Genomic DNA, 16,662 nt, shown 5'->3' with positions numbered 1-16,662 from the left:
TTAGTTCGAATTAACTAAACTTGGCGATAGTCTTTAAAAAAGCGCTGCATTTTAAGCATCGCACTCGATAAATCGTCTTTGTTAGGTAAAAACACTAACCTAAAGTGATCAGGCTCTGGCCAATTAAATGCACGCCCATGCACTAATAATATTTTTTCTGCTTTTAGTAAATCAAACATCATTTTTTCATCATCAGTGACATTAAAATGAGCCGTATCTACCTTAGCAAACGCGTAAAGCGCCCCTTTTGGCTTTTTACAGCTAATCCCTTCAATAGCATTCAGCCCACGCCAAGCAATATCGCGCTGAACATATAATCGCCCGCCTGGGTCGATTAAGCTATCTATTGATTGCACGCCCCCTAGCGCTTGTTGTATCGCATATTGCGCGGGTACATTGGCACACAAACGCATAGACGATAAAATATCTAGCCCTTTGCGTAAATCTTCCATTGCTGAGGTGCGCCCGCTTAGTACCATCCAGCCCATACGAATACCTGCCGCACGGTAGGTTTTAGCTAAGCCATTAAAGGTAATAATGGGCACATCGTCGCATAGCGCACCAATTGAGGTGTGGGTGATGCCATCGTATAAAATCTTTTCGTAAATTTCATCGCTAAGCAATAACAGCTTATGCTCGCGCGCCACATTAATTAACTCTAAAAGTAAATCGTCACTATAAACCGCGCCGGTTGGGTTATTAGGGTTAATTAGTACAAGCGCTTTTGTTTTAGACGTAATTTTACTTTTTATATCAGCAATATCCGGAAACCAATCTTGCTCTTCATCACATAAATAATGAACAGGGTTGCCGCCTGCTAATTTAACTGACGCGGTCCACAGTGGGTAATCAGGCGCAGGAATAAGCACTTCATCATCGTTATTTAATAACGCTTGAGTGATCATTTGGATAAGCTCGCTCACCCCATTACCAATATAAATATTATCTACATCTAGGTTATGTAAACCTCGTTGCTGGTAATGCTGATAAACCGCTACACGGGCTGAATATAACCCCTTAGAGTCGCAGTAGCCTTGGGCCGAATACAAATTACGAATAATATCGCGGTGCATGTCCTCTGGCATATCAAAACCAAACGCCGCAGGGTTGCCAATATTAAGCTTTAGTACCTTTTGACCTTCGTCTTCCATTTTTTTGGCTTGCGCTAAAACCGGTCCACGAATGTCATAACATACACCTTCTAATTTGTGACTCTTTTTAATATCTGACATTTTTACCTCTTTGGGGCGAACTGGCTTTATGGAAAAAAATAATTAACTAGGAGTGGGTTTGTTCAATGCGAGGGTTATAACCTAATGGGCTCGGTAAAATTGTGTTACTAGCCCAAGGGTGGTCCTTGGGCAATGCGTGATCAAATTTATTATCGAGAGGCCAAACACGTCCTAGTAAAGTCTAAGACTACCCTAGTAAAGGCGTAAAATGCCAGCGTAATTAGTTGCTTAATACTGAAATAAATTCACGTTAACAAATAAAGTTAATTAGACTCTACCCACGCTCTTAATTGGGCCTGCGAACCACTTACTTGCGCCAATAAATCAGTTGATGCAGTAACAGCTTGCGCTAAGTTATCTTGATTGAGATTAAGCTCAATATCACGGGCTACATCAGATAAACTCGTGGCACCAAACTGAGCCGCGTTCGATTTTAAACTATGGGCATGACGAATCGCCGCTTCTTTATCGTTACCAATGGTTGCAATTACTTCATTACCAAGGCGCTCAAATTCACTGCAGCAAAATTCAAGTGTATCTTTAAACTGCTCACCAAGTAACGAATGCATACTTTCTAGAGCAGCCTCATCTATTTGTACTTCTGTCATATTTTAAGCCCTTCTAAACATTCCGTGTTATTTTATAATTAATAGTATTACTGTATATCTATGCGTAAAAAAATCCAACTTTATTACTTTATAAATGTATAATTATCAAAATACACTCGCAATAAAAAGTTTAATTAATGACTCGCCAAGTTTGTGAACGCTGTTTGTTTACGCCCTCTACCTGTATATGCGGGGCCATTAAACGTTTAACAAATAAAGTTAGCGTCGTTATTCTACAACACCCCAGTGAAGAAAAAATAGCGAAAAACACGGCAAAATTGCTTAATTTGAGCCTAACTGACTGCAAAATAATCAAAGGGGAAAATAATACCGACTTTGCCATACTCAACTCTTTACCTGTTAAGTCCACGGTACTGCTCTACCCTAATGAGCACGCCACCTACTTAGATGATACAAACCCAAAGCCAGCCTTAAATAACATTACGCACTTAATCGTGATTGATGGCACCTGGAAAAAAGCCTATAAAATTTTGCAGCTGACCCCGCTACTCACTAAATTTAAAACAGTGAGCTTTATGCAGTTACCGCAAAACCGTTACGCTATTAGGAAAGCTCCCAGAGCAGACAGTCTCTCTACACTTGAGGCCGTTGCACATAGTTTGTTGTTAATAGAGCAGCTAAACCCTGCTCCGCTTTACAATTTATTAGACGAATTAATACAAAAACAAACCCAACACATGCCCGAACACGTAAAAGCACGTTACTTAAGTTAGCCACCATTAAATGTAAATGCGTAATTACCCAAACAGATTAAAACGCGGATTCACTCGTAAAGGGCCAGACTACCGCTTTGACGACCAAGTTGACTTTAGTGATATTAGAGACACCTTTGGCTTTAGGTCTATGGTTGTAGGAAAATGGGTAACCAAAGAAGAGCATTTTATTAGTGCAAACTTAATTTACGATGCCCTCGCCGACCTTGCTCAAATATTACATTTACCGCCTAAAGCCATTGGCCTGCGCGGCAAACTAAATTTTGCCTTTGGGCATGGCGGTCAAAAAGGCGTACAAGCGCATTATAACGCAGCTTCACAAACCCTTGCTTTAGCAAAAAACGCCGGCGGTGGCGCATTGGCTCACGAATGGTTTCATGCGTTTGATCACCATATAAGCGAGCATTTATTTAATGCAAAACCTCGCTTTGGGTTTGCTTCAAAGCTGTGGCTTTCAAATACGCCAAATTTATCTCACCCACTTAATAGTGCGCTAAACGATTTTTACAAAAACGTGTTTTTAGATTTTGATGGGGAAGATGCGAATGAATTTGTACAAACGTGCATAAAACACGACCAAGCGCATAACATGAACTACATGAGTATGCCTGAGGAGTTAGCAGCCCGCTGCTTTGAAGCTTGCATAGAGGCGAACAGCACGATACAAAATAGTTTTTTGGTTAGTGGCTTAAAAAGCAGTAATTTGATATACCCAAATGCTCAGCATGTTAATAAAGCAAATAAAGCCCTTAATAAGTATTTTGAACTACTAGGCTATGCACTTCATAAATCTCAGTAAGCCACAAACCACCTTGTAAACTTTATCTACGTGAAAAATCTTATATTTAATCTATCCTATCCTAAAGCATTAATAATTTTAAAATAAGTAGCAATTAAATGGTAAATACTGATTTTACAAATAAAAAGCATGGCGCTATCTCTTTTGTTTATATTGTTCCTTTAACTGTAATTGCAATTTTATCTATCTGTATTCACTTTATGCTTGATGAAGTCATTGAAGCGCAAACCGATACTGGAAAACTCGTAAATGTAAGTGGTCAACAAAGAATGCTTTCGCAACGGGTGAGTATGTTTACTTTAGAGTACTTAATGTATGGCTCGCAGGATTCTAAATTACTGGCCATTAATGCTTTAAACTCTTTAAAAAATAATCATAAATACTTATTAAGTGAGCATTATGGAGCGCAAGTATTAGGCGATGAAAGCCCGCTATCTAAGGAATTGTTAGCAATGTATTTTAAAGAGCCTGTTAATGTCGATAAAAAATTAAATATGTTTTCAGATAGAGTTGAAGAAGTACTCAAGTTAAAAACACAAACACTTAATTTAGATACAGCGCAAGAAAGCTTTTTTTCTTTAGCAAAAGAGCCGCTTTTAAAAGCGTTTAATACGGTAGTTATGCAGTACGAAAAAGAGAGTGTTGACAGGGTTAAAAGGCTACACACTATTCAAGGCATTGTAATTATAGTTATTTTATTATCTATATTAGTCGAGTTTTTACTCGTTTATAAAGCCAGAAATAAAAAACACATTTAATATCAGTTTACGCAATAATGCACATTGGTATAAATTAGTAAGCGTTTAAGCTAGCAAAACAAAGCCATTTAAACGCTTAATAGTTTTATATTGTTATAGGTTATCGTCGCTAATACGGCTTGCTACCGCACTACTTTGATCTTTATATTTTGCGTCTTTACGAATGTTATAAGGGTTTTCGCAGGGCCCTGAAAGCATTTCAAAACTCATTGCACCAATTTTCATCATTGGGCGCAGCGCCAGTGGCAACTTACCTGAATTGTAAAATTCTAAAACAATATTACCACTCCAACCTGGGTCGATTCTGTGCGCTGTTACATGCACCATTAAACCTAAGCGGGCAAGCGACGAACGACCATCTAACCAGCCTACTATGTCGGCAGGAAGTGTTACTTTTTCATGGGTAATGGCCAATGCCAGCTCACCTGGGTGTAAAAAGAAAGCTTCGCCGTCGGCAAGCTCAATCTCTTCACTCATGATTGATTCCATAGCCTTATTTAACTGATCTTTAGGGCCACTTAAATCTACGTACGCTGCGTTATGTGCGTTAAAGGTTCTAAATTTGTTCCCTAAGCGCAAATCGGCTGTCACACCCGAAATCATTTCATTAGTCGGCGCAGGCTCAATCACTATGCGGCCATCGCTTAAATATTCTTTAATATGGGTATCTGAGAGTCTCATTTTTTCTTAGTCCTGCGTTATCACTATCTCAACACTGTGTTGGTGCTGCTGATAAAAAAGCGTGCTGGCAATCAATCTTGCCGCTGCGCTGTATGTGTTGCTAATAGCCGCGCTGGTATCGCTGGCGATTAATTTACCTTGCTCTGAGTATTCACGAATATCTATGGCAAGTGGAATATGGCTTAACACCGGTACGCCGTGTTTATGAGCAAGTTTTTCTGCACCATCTTTGCCAAATACATGGTTGGCTTCACCGCAGTGGCTACAAATGTAGTGACTCATATTTTCTATAAGCCCAAGCACAGGTACGTTAACTTTATTAAACATTGCAATGCCTTTTTGCGCATCGGCAAGGGCTAAATCTTGTGGCGTAGTCACAATAACAGTGCCGCTGGCAGGCACTTTTTGGCTCATTGTTAGCTGTATATCGCCCGTACCCGGTGGCATATCAACAATTAAGTAATCAAGTTCGCCCCAATCAGTTTCGTTTAATAATTGGTTGAGCGCTCCCGATGCCATTGGGCCTCGCCAGACCGTTGCGTCATCACTTGGCACTAAAAAGCCGATTGATTGCGCTTTAATGCCGTTGGCATCAAATGGCTGTAGTAGTTTGTTATCTTTGGTTTGTGGCTCTGCACCCACAAGCCCTAAAAGCATAGGAATAGATGGCCCATAAATATCAGCATCTAAAATCCCTACTTTTGCGCCTTCGCTTTTAAGCGCCCCAGCTAAATTAACAGCGGTCGTGGATTTTCCTACCCCCCCTTTACCTGAGGCAATCAGCACAATGTGTTTAATGGCTTTAAATTTTGCAGGCTCTTTTATAGTCACCACAGAGTCTATGGTAACCGGTGTATTTATACTTTCACTTACGTGCTGCTCAACTAACGGCATTTCTGATTGAGCCGCAAATGGCAGCGTTATTTTAATGTGTATTGATTTATCGTCATTTTGCGAAATGGTATCAATAAAACTTTCATCAATACCTACGGCAAATGCCGCGCTTCGATACGCCGCTAAGGCAGTAATAATCGGTTGTTTTTGCACCGATTTAGAGGAGAATAGTTTCGACAGTCCAAACATAGCAATTAAATAGCGTTTCTTTGATGAAAAGTGCCACAGAATTATGTAACATTCAGGGCATTAACACCAGTCAATTAACAAAAATCCATAAGCTGCGCGTACCGTTAGTCCAAAGCTTATGGATAAATTAATGATAACCGCCTTTTTTGTAGTAAAAATGGTGATTTATCCTCAATTCGGAATGATTATGACGCAGCGAAAGATCCTCATTACCAGCGCATTACCTTATGCAAATGGCCCTACTCACTTAGGCCATTTATTGGAATATATTCAAACTGATATTTGGTCACGTTTTCAAAAGCTACAAGGCCACGAAGCTTATTATGTTTGCGCCGACGATGCTCACGGCACGCCAATTATGCTTAATGCGCAAAAGCAAGGGATCACGCCTGAAGAAATGGTTAAAAATGTAAGCATTGAACGCCAGCGCGACTTTGCCGACTTTAACATTAAGTTTGATAAATACCACAGCACCCACAGCTCAGAAAATAAAGAGCTGAGTGAGCTTATTTATAACCGCCTTAATGATGCGGGTCATATTAAAAAGCACACTATTTCACAGTTATTCGACCCTGAAAAAGGCATATTTTTACCAGATCGCTTTGTAACAGGCACTTGCCCAACGTGTAAGTCTGAAAACCAAAATGGCGATAGCTGTGACTCGTGTGGCGCAACTTACAGCCCAACCGAATTAATAAACCCGCGCTCGGTAATGTCAGGTGCAGAGCCAATTTTAAAAGATTCAGAGCATTACTTTTTTGACCTGCCAGCATTTGAAGGCATGCTTAAAGAGTGGCTACACTCTGGCTCTATTCAGCAAGAAATGGCGAATAAGTTAGATGAGTGGTTTACCGATGGCCTGCAACAGTGGGATATTAGCCGCGATGCGCCTTACTTTGGTTTTGAAATTCCAAATGCACCGGGCAAATACTTTTACGTATGGCTAGATGCGCCAATTGGCTACATGGCAAGCTTTAAAAACCTATGTGACGAAAAAGGCCTCGACTTTGATGCATTTTGGGCTGAAGGTTCTGATGCTGAGCTTTATCACTTTATTGGTAAAGACATTATTTACTTCCACAGCTTATTTTGGCCAGCCATGCTAGAGGGCGCTAATTTTAGAAAGCCAACTAACGTGTTTGCACATGGCTTTGTAACCGTCAATGGCGAGAAAATGTCTAAATCAAAGGGTACGTTTATAAAAGCACGTACTTACCTTGATAACCTAGACCCAGAGTACTTACGTTATTACTACGCAGCTAAATTAAACAGCGGTATTATTGACCTTGATTTAAACCTAGAAGACTTTGCACAACGTGTAAATTCAGACCTAGTAGGTAAAGTAGTAAACATAGCAAGCCGCTGTGCAGGCTTTATTACTAAAAAGTTTGACGGTAAATTAAGTAGCACAATTATGCAGCCTGAACTACTTGAAGAATTTCAAGCTGCTGCACCGAGCATTACTGCCCACTATGAAAACCGTGAATACAGCCGCGCAATTCGTGAAATTATGGCCCTAGCCGACAAAGCAAACCAATTTATTGATGCCGCAGCGCCATGGGTACTCATTAAAGACGAAGCAAAACAGCAAGAAGCGCACGAAGTGTGCTCGCTTGGCCTTAACTTGTTCCGTGTTTTAATTACCTATTTAAAACCTGTATTACCAGGTATGGCTGCAAACGTAGAAGCCTTTTTAAATGACGACTTAGCATGGGATGGCGTTCAAAATGCACTTGTTGCACATCCTATCAATAAATTTAAGCCGCTCATGCAACGTGTAGAAATGGATAAAGTGAACAAAATGGTTGATGAATCAAAAGAAAGCCTAGAATCAAAAGTAACAATTGACCCTAATAGCCCACTGGCAAAAGAGCCAATTGCGGATGAAATTGAATTTGATGACTTTGCAAAAGTAGACTTACGCGTTGCTAAAATTGCTAAAGCTGAGCATGTTGAAGGCGCCGATAAGCTACTTAAACTTACACTGGATTTAGGCGGCGAAACACGCCAAGTGTTTGCTGGTATTAAATCGGCTTACGCACCAGAAGACATTGAAGGCAAACTGACTGTAATGGTTGCAAACCTTAAGCCTCGTAAAATGCGCTTTGGGATGTCAGAGGGTATGGTATTAGCTGCAGGCCCTGGCGGTAAAGAAATTTACATCCTTAACCCAGACGAAGGTTCTGAGCCAGGCATGCGTGTAATGTAATTTATTACTTATAAAAAACCGCTGAAATATCAGCGGTTTTTTTATGAGAAAAAAACGTTTATACCAATTCGTTTAGTTAAGTGTGCTATTTTGAGGGTGCAAAAGCGTGTTGATAACTAGACAAAAAATTCGCTATTTAGTTATTCAAAATGATAAAAATGAGAGCTTTTTAACGCGTTTAGCACCAAAATAATTAAGTATTATTGCCGATTGCTGTTACACGTGTGACTCTGTATTAAATAAAGTGAAGTGACATTATGAGCCAAATTTTAAATGCCAACAGAATAAAAATAAGCAACCAAATTAAGCAACATAAGTTAGTTGCTATACTTCGCTTAAAGCAACAAAGCGATGTAGCCCCCTTAATTAATTGCTTAGTTAATACAGGCATTAACGCGCTAGAAATCACCTCAAATACACCTGGCTTTGAGCAAGAAATAGCAAAAGCACGCGCTGCTTATAAAAATACACTCATTGGCGCTGGCACAATAATTAACACCGCCCTTGCGCAACAAGCGATTGATGCCGGTGCGCAATTTATAGTTACACCAAATACTAATCAAGCAGTGGTAGAGCTTGCCCACCGCCATGGTTTACCTGTATTAATGGGCGCACTCACCCCTACCGATGTTGCCAATGCAATAGAGTATAACGCCGATATTATTAAGGTTTTTCCTGCAGGCAGTATGGGGGTTAATTACTTTAAAGCGCTAACGGGGCCTTTTTCTGATGTGCCATTAATGCCCGTAGGCGGCATTAATTTAGACAACCTAACACATTGGTTTGCAGCGGGGGCATGCGCAGTGGCGGTAAGTAGCGATTTTAGTAAGCCGGTAAATAACAAACAGCAATACGACACAGTAAGCCAATTGGTGTGCAAATACTTATCAGCGGTCGCTCACTTAACAAACTAAATAATACAGCTAAAAGTGAGCTTTTATTAAAAGTAATACAGCTTTAATAACGCTCTTTTAACTCCCCAATTTCTTTTTGATTTTAGTTTGCCACTCAAGTGCAAGCTCGGGTAGTTCAAGTGCTGCTAATAATACGTTTTCATAATCTGGGTAGTGTTTATCAAAAAAGGCCTGAAACAACGTTTTAACCGAAATGTTATGCTCAGCTTTATGTTCAAAAGTCACGGCATCGCCCGTTTTAGCAACACCTTGCTCAAGCACTCTAAAATAAACACCCGTGTGGTAATACTGAGTAAACAGTTTTAGGCTTTGTTTATTATTAAGTGCAATAGCCAATTTAAAGCACGGCACACGGGGCTGGCTTACTTCAAGCAGTGCGGTACCTATACGAATACGATCGCCTATATGAATATTTTGCTCATCAAGCTCTGAAATTGTGAAGTTTTCGCCAAAGGCACCAACAGCTAAATCATCATTTTTTAGGGTGCGCTTCCAATAATCGTAATGATTGTGCGAAAACGCATAAACCGCTTTATCCACCCCNGCTTGTTCATCACCTATTATATTTAGCTTTTCAATAACAACCGGCTCATTGGTTGGTTTTTTAAATATACCTGTTTTAATGGCTTTGCCGTTATGCTCAACCGTTTTTATTTTAGAGATGTTGGTAGAGATTATATGCATTTACTTAATTGCATCCTGTCCGATACTTTGCCATTTATCCAGTGCTTGCTTGTCGCTTTGTTTAAACTCAACCCAGTTTGAGGAGTCTTTAAAATGCTCTTTTTTCCAAAACGTAGCGTGGTTTTTTAAGTAATCCATAATAAACTGTGCGCCTTCAAACGCGGCTTGGCGGTGGCGGCTAGTTACGCCAACAAATACAATTTGCTCACCAAGGGCTAAATAGCCTACTCGATGAATAATACTTATGCGAGCAAGTTGCCAGCGTGTTTGCGCTTGTTCGGCTATCGATTGCAGTAGTTGCTCAGTCATCCCTGGGTAGTGTTCAAGCTCAAGGGCGATTACGTTATCGCCGCTGCTAAATTCTCGCACCAACCCTGTAAACGTCACTACGGCACCATCACTTTTGTTATTACTGCAAAGTGCGCCATGTTGCTCGCCTACTGAAAAATCCTGCGTTTGTACGTTAATGCTTATACTCATTAGCCACCTGTCACTGGTGGGAAAAAAGCAAGTTCATCCCCTGCTTTTACAAGCTCATCGCTTGATGACATAGTTTGATTAAGCGCACACAATACATCACGCTCTTCAAGCCATGCTTGCCAATGCGGGTTTTGCTCAATCAGCATGTGTTTAAACGCTTTAATGCTAAGGGTATGCGCTATATCAACGGTTAACTTGTCGCACTTTAGCCGCTCTTTTAGTTGGCCAAAAAACAGTACGTTTACATGCCCTGCAGCTGCATCAGTATCATTTAAATTAGTCTCGCTGCCAGCTACCATGCTTGCCTCCTGCTTTTTGCGTTACACGCATGCCGTGTATTTCCATAAGCGGGTCGGCGGCTTTACACATATCAAATAATGTAAGGGTCGCCACAGATACAGCGGTGAGTGCTTCCATTTCAACGCCCGTTTTGCCCGCTAATTTACAGTAGCTGGTGACTTTAATTTGGCTATTTGCTTCATCAAGTTCAAAATTAACGGCTACTTTACTCAGTGCCAGCGGGTGACAAAGCGGAATTAAATCAGCGCACTTTTTAGCGCCCTGAATACCCGCAATTCGGGCTACGCCTAGCACGTCACCTTTTTTATTTTGATTAAGCAACACTTGCTCAAAAGCCTGTTTGCTCATTTTAATGTAGGCCTCGGCAGATGCATCGCGCAGAGTGACCTCTTTTAGCGATACATCAACCATGTTTGCTTGGCCATTTTCGTCTACGTGACTCAGCATATTATTGCTCTCGCGATTCGCATTTTTTACCAATAGTAATATGCGGTGCAAAGTTACATGGCTTGTGCATTGAGTCTAACTGATCTTTTATAATACCTGTCCAGGCTGTTTTACATGCGCCCGTAGAGCCAGGCATACAAAAAATAACGGTGTTATTGGCAAGGCCCGCCAACGCACGTGATTGAATAGTTGAGTTACCAATTTCGCCGTACGAAATATGTCTAAATAGCTCGCCAAATCCATCTACGCTTTTATCAAACAGCGGTGCAAATGCCTCTGGTGTTGAGTCGCGCTCGGTAAAGCCCGTACCACCGGTTACTAAAATGGCGTGAATGGTGTCATCGGCAATCCACTGCGATGCAACTGCTCGCATTTGGTAAACATCATCTTTAACTATGTCTTTATCCGCTAAGTGATGGCCTGCTTCAGTAAGGGCTTTAATTAAATAATGGCCTGAGGTATCCGTAATTTCATCGCGTGTATCGCTTACTGTCATTACGGCAATGTTTAATGCGATTTGTGACTCTGTGGTATGGCTCATAGGGTTCTTCTCAATAAATTAGGTTTGTGTTGGTCAAATTGCTCGTTAACAGCTTTAAATTGCGCCGGTGTGTTGGTATTAACAAGTGCATGCGCTTTATTACATTTTAACGTTTGCACACCAATACTACGGGTAAACTGTTTAATTGATTTATGACTATTTACGTTTATGAGTAATTGTTTTAAATGACGTTTAACGCTTTGGGTGTTACGAATATACAGGGGTAACGGTTCATTTTCAAAGTGCCACACATGTATTTGTGGCTGATTTGTCTGAAAGTAAGGGTTATCGCTTGCTGCGGATGCAATTTGCGATAACAACGTGCAAGTAAGCAACGGCATATCAACAGCAGTTACAAGTATATCCTGCTCTGTAGCCATTAAGGTTGAATAAATCCCCCCAAGCGGGCCCGAACCTGGGTATATATCAGGTATGTATTGCGCAGTAGCACTTTGTACATTACGGCTTATAAGTACATCACTTGCTCCTGCTGCTGTTAATAATTCACATGCATTTTGCAGTAAGGTTTTATTTTTTAAAATGAGGTTAGCTTTATCGCTGCCCATTCTGGATGATTGCCCACCAGCGAGTACAACCCCTGTAAACACGGCTTTACTACTCATTTTAGCCGCCCAACATAGCTAAATGGGTTGTGGCGCCCGTTAAGCGCTTATCAAGCTCATGGCTAATAGTTTTATTGCCCATTGCTGCTTGAATTGCGTTTACAGTGGCTGGCGTATCTTGCGCATTTAAATGCGGGCGTAAATCTATACCCTGCTCGGCAAACAGGCACAAATGTAGTTTGCCTAATGATGATACTCTTAATCGGTTACAGCTTTTACAAAAATCTTTACTGTAGGGCATAATTAAGCCAATGCGCCCCTTAAAATCGGGGTGACAAAACTCCTCTGCAGGGCCGTTTAATTTACCTCTTACTACCTGTAACCAACCTTGCGCTAAAAGCTGCGTTTTAACACTTTGCCCGCTTAAATGATTTTGTTCAAAAAAGGTGGCACCATTACCTGTTTCCATTAATTCGATAAAGCGTACCGTTACTTTTTTATGTTTTACCCAGTCTAAAAAATCATTTAATTGGTTTTTATTAAATTGCTTAGCCAGCACTGCATTTATTTTTATATCTTTTATACCCAGCTCAATTGCTCGGTCTATTCCTTTTAAAATATGAGTTAGCTTGTCGTGTCCTGTAATTAATTTAAACATGCTCGGGTTTAAGCTATCTATACTAATGTTTAGCGCATCAAGGCCAGCACTGTAAAACTCATCAATTTTATTAAATAAGTTAAATCCATTGGTTGTTATGGCGACTTTTTCTATGCCTGGGGTGTTTTTACACTGCTTTATAATGTCGGTTACGTCACTGCGTAAACACGGCTCACCGCCCGTAATGCGCACTTTTTTTGTGCCAAGTGAAGCAAATGCATTTACTAAGGTGTTTATTTCGTTTTTATTTAAAAAGTTACGCGGGGTATCGCACTGATACCCGTTTGGTAAACAATAGGTGCAACTAAAATTACACACATCGGTAATTGAGAGGCGCAAATAGTTAAACTGCCGACCAAATTGATCATTAAGCATATGCTTCCTTGTTTATTTACATTTCAACTGCAACATCAATACTGTTAGCGTTTTGCGTAGTATGCTGCTGTATTAATTGGCTTAACTGGGTTTTACACGACCCACAGTTAGTGCCGCATTTTAGTTTAGACCCCAATTGCTCTACTGTATTTTCACCACTTTTAATGGCGTTTATAATGGGTTGCTCACGTACTTTAAAGCAACTACATACTTGCGCGCCTTGGGTAAATTCTTCATCGGGCGTGGCATACAGCAATGACTGTAATTGGCTAAAGGTTATTAAAGGCTCTGCAAATAAATGATTTATCCACTCAAGTGATATGTCTTTTTGAGCTGACGAAATGACCGCAACAAACACTAACTGCTGGTTTTGAATACATTGAACATGCATGGCTTTTGCACTGCCCATTGCCGACCACTGCCCTTGTAACCCTGTCAGTGTTTGGCAATAATAAAGCAAATCATTTTGCGGCTCATTGAGCGCTAACTGGTAGTTAACACAATTACTTGCGTTAACTTTAAGCCAAAAATCACTGTTAATATTAAGCTCTGTTTTGCTAAAAATTTGCATGTACTGAGCAAACTGCGCTTTAACTAAATCAACAGCACCATGCTTACACTCAGCCTGGCCCGAAATAGGGTCAACAACCGATTGATAGAGCCCACTTACCGTAGCGGATGAGGCAAATTGCTTGTTCCAGTGAATAGGCATAAAACATTCGCCTTTACGCACAGCATCCGTTACTTTTGCATGAGCCGTCACTTGCCCTGTTTTAGCATTGGCAGTTATTAAATCGTTTGCTTTTATGTTTAATTTGCTGGCATCTATGGGGTTTATTTCAATATATGGGCGCGTTATATGAGTAGAAAGGGCTGTACTTTTTCCGGTGCGACTCATTGTATGCCACTGATCGCGTATTCGCCCTGAGTTCATTACAAACGGGTAATCGCTTGAGGTTTGTTGCACAGGAAGTTTGGGCGTTATAGGAATAAAGCGGGCTTTTTTATCTGCGGTGCTAAATTGATTATTAACAAAAACCTGCCCGTTTTTATATGGCTCATTTTTTAGTACCGGCCACATAACCGGTTTTAAGTTATCGTATTGCTGCTGGGAAAGCCCCACTAAGGCTGATAAATTTAATAGCCTATCACCGTTATTTTCAAAATCAGTCAGTTGTGCCCATTCTTCAAAAATGCCACTGGGGTCTGTAAAATCAAATCCTTCAAAACCCATTTTTTGGGCAACTAAACACATTATTTGCCAATCGTTTTTAGCCCCCGAAAATGGCTCAACTAGCGGGCGCTGCCTCGATATTCTGCGCTCTGAATTAGTTACTGTGCCGTTTTTTTCGCCCCATCCGGTTGATGGGAACGCCACATCAGCAAATTTTAGCGTATCACTTTTAGCAATACAGTCAGACACAACCACCAGCTCACATTGCTCAAGTGCATTTTGTATTGCTGCGTTATTAGGTAGGCTTACCATCGGGTTGGTTGCCATTACCCAAATAGCTTTTATTTTACCTTTGGCGATTTCATCAAACATATCAATCGCATTACACCCTGCTTTTTTAGCTATTGTTGGCGATTGCCAAAAACGCTGCACTAACTGTTGGTGCGCGTCGTTTTCAATGTCTAAATGTGCTGCTAATTGATTTGCCAAGCCCCCTACTTCACGCCCGCCCATAGCATTAGGCTGCCCCGTTATAGAAAACGGGCCACATCCAGGTTTTAACAATTTACCCGACGCTAAATGCGCATTTATAATGGCATTACACTTATCGACCCCTGAGCTTGATTGGTTAATACCCATTGAATAAAAACTAATAGCAGTTGGACTTTTTGCAAATAAGGCGTAAAAGTCACTGACTAGCTGCGCGTCAATATCACAAAAATCACTGACCGCCTTAACACTCCACTTTTTAGCCTCTGCAAGCGCTGTTTCAAAGCCGTTTGTATGCGCGTTTATAAATTGCGTATCTAAATATTTATGTTCACTTAAATAAGTAAGTAAGCCGTTATAAAGTGCGCCGTCGCTGCCTGGTTTTATATTTAAAAAGGTATCGGCAAGTTCGGCTGTATCTGTTTTTCGCGGGTCGATAACCACTACTTTCATGTTTAGATTAAGCTTTTTTGCGCGCTCCATACGCTGGTATAGTACCGGATGTGTCCAAGCAGCATTTGAGCCAATTAAAATAAGTAGCTCCGTCTGCTCTAAATCGTCGTAGGTACATGGTACTACGTCCTCACCAAACGCACGTTTATAACCGGCAACCGCCGATGACATACACAGCCTTGAGTTTGTATCTATATTGCCTGAGCCTATGTAGCCTTTCATTAATTTATTGGCAACGTAGTAATCTTCAGTAAGTAACTGCCCCGATACATAAAACGCAACCGACTCCGGTCCATGCTCTTTAATAATGGCGTTAAATTTCTTGGCAACGTAATCAGTTGCCGTATCCCAGCTGGCGGGTTCGTTATCAATAAGGGGCGATGTTAAGCGGTTATCACTGCCTGTGGTGTCAAGCAAGTGCGTGCCTTTAACACATAAACGGCCAAAATTAGCGGGGTGCTCGCGCGTGCCTTCAAGTTTTGTTGGGGTATTAATTAATAATGAAATATCAACCCCACAGCCTACACCACAATAAGCGCAGGTGGTTTGTTTAAGCAAAGGTGTGTTTGAACATGTGTTTAATGTTTCCATACTGCTCTCTTATTCTTTGTGTTAAGCGCTCTGTGATACTGGCTCATCTACTGGGGTTAGCGTAGCTATTTTATTATTAAGTGCACTGCTAATAACGCTTTGCACTAGTTTTTCGCAGCCTCCACAACCCGTACTTGCTTTAGTGGCTTGCTGCACTTTATTTAAATCGCTACAACCTTGTATAACCGCTTGTTCAATAGTGTGTTTTGTCACTTTGTGGCACGCACAAATAATGGCATCACGTGGCAAATCATCAGCGTTTAGCTCGCCCGCGTCACCTGCAAGCGGTATTATTAATGACTCTGCGGGCACACTAAGCTCAATGCCATTTAAGTGATACTGCAATAAATTATCGTAATCACTTGTATCGCCAACCAGTACAGCACCTATGAGCTTATTGCCTTGCTCATTAGTGACTACTTTTTTGTAAATACCGCTTAGTTGATCTTCAAAGTAATAGCTAATTGCGCCTTCACTGCGTGCATGAGCATCACCAATTGAGCCTACTTCAACACCCATTAATTTAAGCTTGGTGCTTATATCGGCACCGCTAAATTCATCAGTATTGTTTGAATAGTTGCTTAAAGGTGTGTTTGAAGCTGTACTTGAAGAAAGCTGCTTTAAAACATGCCCCGCCGCTACTTTTGCCATAGCGTAGCCCGGTGCTACAAGGCCAAAAATAAAGTTATTCCAAAGGGCGCATTCGCCTATGGCGTATATGTTTTTATCACTCGTTTGGCAATGGTTGTTTATTACGATGCCGCCGCGCTCACCTATTTCTAAATTAAACTCACGAGCTAGGTTATCGTATGGGCGAATACCGGCCGAAAATACAATCATGTCTGTTTCTAGGGTTTGCCCCCCTTTAAAGCACATTTTATAACGGCTG

General features: G+C 40.9%; 18 protein-coding genes. 5 read left to right on the top strand and 13 right to left on the bottom strand.

Going from position 1 to position 16,662, the window contains the following annotated elements; genetic code table 11:
• Positions 1-14: 14 nt before the first annotated feature.
• Positions 15-1,232, bottom strand: a complete 1,218-nt coding sequence (locus L650_RS0102540; protein ID WP_004587766.1) for a pyridoxal phosphate-dependent aminotransferase — start codon at positions 1,230-1,232, stop codon at positions 15-17.
• Positions 1,233-1,495: 263 nt separating this feature from the next.
• Complete coding sequence (locus L650_RS0102535; protein ID WP_029772072.1) at positions 1,496-1,840, bottom strand: Hpt domain-containing protein; 345 nt, start codon at positions 1,838-1,840, stop codon at positions 1,496-1,498.
• Between the two features lie 137 nt (positions 1,841-1,977).
• Between L650_RS0102535 and L650_RS0102530 the strand changes: the two genes are divergently transcribed.
• From L650_RS0102530 to L650_RS0102520, 3 genes are all read left to right on the top strand, one after another.
• Entirely contained in the window at positions 1,978-2,574 is a 597-nt protein-coding gene (locus tag L650_RS0102530) for a tRNA-uridine aminocarboxypropyltransferase (RefSeq protein WP_029772071.1), read from the top strand.
• 16 nt (positions 2,575-2,590) lie between these two features.
• Positions 2,591-3,373, top strand: a complete 783-nt coding sequence (locus tag L650_RS0102525) for a CLCA_X family protein (RefSeq protein WP_029772070.1) — start codon at positions 2,591-2,593, stop codon at positions 3,371-3,373.
• Between the two features lie 98 nt (positions 3,374-3,471).
• On the top strand, positions 3,472-4,131 hold the full coding sequence (locus L650_RS0102520; protein ID WP_085065406.1) for a type IV pili methyl-accepting chemotaxis transducer N-terminal domain-containing protein: 660 nt from the start codon (positions 3,472-3,474) through the stop codon (positions 4,129-4,131).
• A gap of 93 nt (positions 4,132-4,224) precedes the next feature.
• Here the strand turns inward: L650_RS0102520 and dcd are convergent, their stop codons facing one another.
• Positions 4,225-4,812 (bottom strand): dCTP deaminase, encoded by a 588-nt coding sequence (dcd, locus tag L650_RS0102515; protein ID WP_004587761.1) that lies wholly within the window; start codon positions 4,810-4,812, stop codon positions 4,225-4,227.
• Between the two features lie 6 nt (positions 4,813-4,818).
• Positions 4,819-5,895 carry an iron-sulfur cluster carrier protein ApbC gene (gene apbC, locus L650_RS0102510; RefSeq protein ID WP_029772068.1) on the bottom strand — a complete coding sequence of 359 codons (1,077 nt, stop codon included), beginning with the start codon at positions 5,893-5,895 and terminating at the stop codon, positions 4,819-4,821.
• 187 nt (positions 5,896-6,082) lie between these two features.
• Between apbC and metG the strand changes: the two genes are divergently transcribed.
• Together metG and L650_RS0102495 are read left to right on the top strand one after the other, a co-directional pair.
• Positions 6,083-8,104, top strand: a complete 2,022-nt coding sequence (gene metG / locus L650_RS0102500; RefSeq protein WP_029772067.1) for a methionine--tRNA ligase — start codon at positions 6,083-6,085, stop codon at positions 8,102-8,104.
• A gap of 257 nt (positions 8,105-8,361) precedes the next feature.
• Positions 8,362-9,018: a bifunctional 4-hydroxy-2-oxoglutarate aldolase/2-dehydro-3-deoxy-phosphogluconate aldolase gene (locus tag L650_RS0102495; RefSeq protein WP_029772066.1), complete on the top strand. Its 657-nt coding sequence runs from the start codon at positions 8,362-8,364 to the stop codon at positions 9,016-9,018.
• A 57-nt stretch (positions 9,019-9,075) separates the two neighbouring features.
• Here the strand turns inward: L650_RS0102495 and L650_RS0102490 are convergent, their stop codons facing one another.
• From L650_RS0102490 to L650_RS0102450, 9 genes are all read right to left on the bottom strand, one after another.
• Positions 9,076-9,702, bottom strand: a complete 627-nt coding sequence (locus L650_RS0102490) for an MOSC domain-containing protein (RefSeq protein ID WP_029772065.1) — start codon at positions 9,700-9,702, stop codon at positions 9,076-9,078.
• Positions 9,703-10,182, bottom strand: a complete 480-nt coding sequence (gene moaE, locus L650_RS0102485; RefSeq protein ID WP_029772064.1) for a molybdopterin synthase catalytic subunit MoaE — start codon at positions 10,180-10,182, stop codon at positions 9,703-9,705.
• On the bottom strand, positions 10,182-10,481 hold the full coding sequence (locus L650_RS0102480) for a MoaD/ThiS family protein (RefSeq protein WP_029772063.1): 300 nt from the start codon (positions 10,479-10,481) through the stop codon (positions 10,182-10,184). The genes moaE and L650_RS0102480 overlap by 1 nt, the downstream gene beginning before the upstream one ends.
• Positions 10,459-10,929: a cyclic pyranopterin monophosphate synthase MoaC gene (gene moaC, locus L650_RS0102475; RefSeq protein ID WP_029772062.1), complete on the bottom strand. Its 471-nt coding sequence runs from the start codon at positions 10,927-10,929 to the stop codon at positions 10,459-10,461. Before moaC ends, L650_RS0102480 begins: the two co-directional genes overlap by 23 nt.
• A 1-nt stretch (position 10,930) precedes the next feature.
• Positions 10,931-11,470, bottom strand: a complete 540-nt coding sequence (gene moaB, locus L650_RS0102470; protein ID WP_004587753.1) for a molybdenum cofactor biosynthesis protein B — start codon at positions 11,468-11,470, stop codon at positions 10,931-10,933.
• Positions 11,467-12,093, bottom strand: coding sequence for a molybdenum cofactor guanylyltransferase (locus L650_RS0102465; protein WP_029772061.1), 627 nt, complete (start codon positions 12,091-12,093; stop codon positions 11,467-11,469). The genes moaB and L650_RS0102465 overlap by 4 nt, the downstream gene beginning before the upstream one ends.
• A 1-nt stretch (position 12,094) precedes the next feature.
• Complete coding sequence (gene moaA, locus L650_RS0102460) at positions 12,095-13,066, bottom strand: GTP 3',8-cyclase MoaA (RefSeq protein WP_029772060.1); 972 nt, start codon at positions 13,064-13,066, stop codon at positions 12,095-12,097.
• Between the two features lie 16 nt (positions 13,067-13,082).
• Positions 13,083-15,773, bottom strand: coding sequence for a nitrate reductase (locus tag L650_RS0102455; protein WP_029772059.1), 2,691 nt, complete (start codon positions 15,771-15,773; stop codon positions 13,083-13,085).
• A gap of 21 nt (positions 15,774-15,794) precedes the next feature.
• On the bottom strand, positions 15,795-16,662 hold an 868-nt coding region (locus tag L650_RS0102450; RefSeq protein ID WP_029772058.1), incomplete at its 5' end, for an FAD-dependent oxidoreductase.

It is taken from the genome of Pseudoalteromonas sp. TB51 (assembly GCF_000498055.1).
Classification (GTDB): domain Bacteria; phylum Pseudomonadota; class Gammaproteobacteria; order Enterobacterales; family Alteromonadaceae; genus Pseudoalteromonas; species Pseudoalteromonas atlantica.
Note: the sequence above shows the minus strand (reverse complement) of the source record. Positions and strands in the feature narration are given on the sequence as shown.

What these genes read in the sequence shown, in the direction of transcription:
- L650_RS0102540 (WP_004587766.1), bottom strand. Translation starts at nt 1,232, where the DNA reads ATGTCAGATATTAAAAAGAGTCACAAATTAGAAGGTGTATGTTATGAC.
- L650_RS0102535 (WP_029772072.1), bottom strand. Translation starts at nt 1,840, where the DNA reads ATGACAGAAGTACAAATAGATGAGGCTGCTCTAGAAAGTATGCATTCG.
- L650_RS0102530 (WP_029772071.1), top strand. Translation starts at nt 1,978, where the DNA reads ATGACTCGCCAAGTTTGTGAACGCTGTTTGTTTACGCCCTCTACCTGT.
- L650_RS0102525 (WP_029772070.1), top strand. Translation starts at nt 2,591, where the DNA reads ATGCGTAATTACCCAAACAGATTAAAACGCGGATTCACTCGTAAAGGG.
- L650_RS0102520 (WP_085065406.1), top strand. Translation starts at nt 3,472, where the DNA reads ATGGTAAATACTGATTTTACAAATAAAAAGCATGGCGCTATCTCTTTT.
- dcd (WP_004587761.1), bottom strand. Translation starts at nt 4,812, where the DNA reads ATGAGACTCTCAGATACCCATATTAAAGAATATTTAAGCGATGGCCGC.
- apbC (WP_029772068.1), bottom strand. Translation starts at nt 5,895, where the DNA reads ATGTTTGGACTGTCGAAACTATTCTCCTCTAAATCGGTGCAAAAACAA.
- metG (WP_029772067.1), top strand. Translation starts at nt 6,083, where the DNA reads ATGACGCAGCGAAAGATCCTCATTACCAGCGCATTACCTTATGCAAAT.
- L650_RS0102495 (WP_029772066.1), top strand. Translation starts at nt 8,362, where the DNA reads ATGAGCCAAATTTTAAATGCCAACAGAATAAAAATAAGCAACCAAATT.
- moaE (WP_029772064.1), bottom strand. Translation starts at nt 10,182, where the DNA reads ATGAGTATAAGCATTAACGTACAAACGCAGGATTTTTCAGTAGGCGAG.
- L650_RS0102480 (WP_029772063.1), bottom strand. Translation starts at nt 10,481, where the DNA reads ATGGTAGCTGGCAGCGAGACTAATTTAAATGATACTGATGCAGCTGCA.
- moaC (WP_029772062.1), bottom strand. Translation starts at nt 10,929, where the DNA reads ATGCTGAGTCACGTAGACGAAAATGGCCAAGCAAACATGGTTGATGTA.
- moaB (WP_004587753.1), bottom strand. Translation starts at nt 11,470, where the DNA reads ATGAGCCATACCACAGAGTCACAAATCGCATTAAACATTGCCGTAATG.
- L650_RS0102465 (WP_029772061.1), bottom strand. Translation starts at nt 12,093, where the DNA reads ATGAGTAGTAAAGCCGTGTTTACAGGGGTTGTACTCGCTGGTGGGCAA.
- moaA (WP_029772060.1), bottom strand. Translation starts at nt 13,066, where the DNA reads ATGCTTAATGATCAATTTGGTCGGCAGTTTAACTATTTGCGCCTCTCA.
- L650_RS0102455 (WP_029772059.1), bottom strand. Translation starts at nt 15,773, where the DNA reads ATGGAAACATTAAACACATGTTCAAACACACCTTTGCTTAAACAAACC.